Below are 1,566 nucleotides of genomic sequence, written 5' to 3' on the forward strand. Positions count from 1 at the left end.
AAATCTCGCGGACGCTCAGATACCGAGCAGCTCTTGGCGACCTTCGCGTCGCCCGGCGCGAGGATCTGTCCCGCCGACAGACGACGGGTGCGCTGGTNNGGCTNGCCCTCGAAGTGTGGGCGGAGGTTCGCCTGCTGCTTCTTGATCTTTCCGCTGCCGGTGACCTTGAAGCGCTTCTTGGCACCCGAGTGGGTCTTCTGCTTCGGCATGTCTCTTCCTTCGTTGTGTTTCCCGCCGGGCGGGAGTTCGGGGAGCCTTACTCGGCCGGTGCCGAGGTGGGCTGTTCCGCAGGGGCCGAGTCACCGCGGGCGGCGCTGCGGGCCGCTTCACGGTTCGCAGCACGCTGGGCGTTCTGCTCGGTCTTGACCTCGGACTTGTTCTTGTGCGGCGCGATCACCATCACCATGTTGCGGCCGTCGATCGTGGGGTTCGACTCGACCGTGCCGAACTCGGCGACGTCCTCGGCGAACTTACGGAGCAGGCGCACACCCTGCTCGGGACGGGACTGCTCACGACCACGGAACAGGATCATCGCCTTGACCTTGTCGCCCGCCTGGAGGAACCCCTCAGCGCGCTTGAGCTTGGTGATGTAGTCGTGCGCCTCGATCTTCAGACGGAACCGGACCTCCTTGAGGACGGTGTTCGCCTGGTTGCGACGCGCTTCCTTGGCCTTCTGAGCTGCCTCGTACTTGAACTTGCCGTAGTCCATGATCTTGACCACGGGCGGCCTCGAGTTCGGCGCGACCTCGACCAGGTCGAGGTCCGCTTCCTGGGCCAGACGCAGCGCAGCTTCGATGCGGACGATGCCGACCTGCTCGCCGTTGGGTCCGACGAGGCGGACTTCCGGAACTCGGATGCGCTCGTTGGTGCGGGGATCGCTGATGCGGAACTCCTCTTGTCTGCGGATGACGGCCGCCGCGATCCTGGTGGACCACGGGCGAAGAGGAGTACACGCCACCCGGCACGGTGCCCTGAGCACCGGCTTCTGCACCCGAGCAACCCCGTGCGACACGGAGCGGAGTGCGGGAACCCGGTAGCCTGGAGCGGCAAGCGCGGGTGGGATGTGATCCTCTTTCGTACGGAGCAGAACGCTCCGAAGCCCGCCACAGTCTAGCAGAGAGAACCACGTGGACACGACTTCCCCCGACGACGCCCGAGCCGCACAGGATACCGAGCGCCTCGCGCGATGGGAGGAGCAGGAGCGCGCCTCCGCTTCCGCCACCCGCGACATCGCCGACGTCCCGGCCGTCGAGGTCATCACCACGACCGCCGTCCACCTCATGAGCGCCGCCGCGGTCAAGGTCGGACTCGCCGACGACCCGCAGCAGCAGACCGACCTCGACGAGGCCCGGAAGCTCATCAACGCCCTGGCCGGACTCATCACCGCCGGCGCGCCCGAGATCAGCGACATGCACGCCCGCTCGCTCCGCGACGGCCTCCGCTCCCTGCAGCTCGCCTTCCGCGAAGCCTCCGTCATCCCCGACCCGATCGGTAAGGGGCCGGGCGAAAAGTGGACGGGTCCCGTCAACTAGGTCGCTCGTTCTGGGGGTACCGGCTCCGGGGGCG

The 1,566-nt window shown here is 67.3% G+C and carries 3 protein-coding genes; 1 reads left to right on the forward strand and 2 read right to left on the reverse strand.

Annotated elements, in window-relative coordinates:
* Together rpmI and infC are read right to left on the reverse strand one after the other, a co-directional pair.
* The coding region (rpmI, locus tag I5G_RS21865) for a 50S ribosomal protein L35 (protein WP_148286469.1) at nucleotides 1-209 on the reverse strand (209 nt) is incomplete at its 3' end.
* Between the two features lie 47 nt (nucleotides 210-256).
* Entirely contained in the window at nucleotides 257-907 is a 651-nt protein-coding gene (infC, locus tag I5G_RS10530) for a translation initiation factor IF-3 (RefSeq protein ID WP_239642527.1), read from the reverse strand.
* A gap of 220 nt (nucleotides 908-1,127) precedes the next feature.
* On the opposite strand from infC, the gene I5G_RS10535 reads away from it, so the two are divergent.
* Nucleotides 1,128-1,532 (forward strand): DUF1844 domain-containing protein, encoded by a 405-nt coding sequence (locus I5G_RS10535; RefSeq protein ID WP_022879024.1) that lies wholly within the window; start codon nucleotides 1,128-1,130, stop codon nucleotides 1,530-1,532.
* The last annotated feature ends 34 nt before the right edge of the window (nucleotides 1,533-1,566 follow it).

The organism is Microbacterium sp. B19 (assembly GCF_000333395.1).
Classification (GTDB): Bacteria; Actinomycetota; Actinomycetes; order Actinomycetales; family Microbacteriaceae; genus Microbacterium.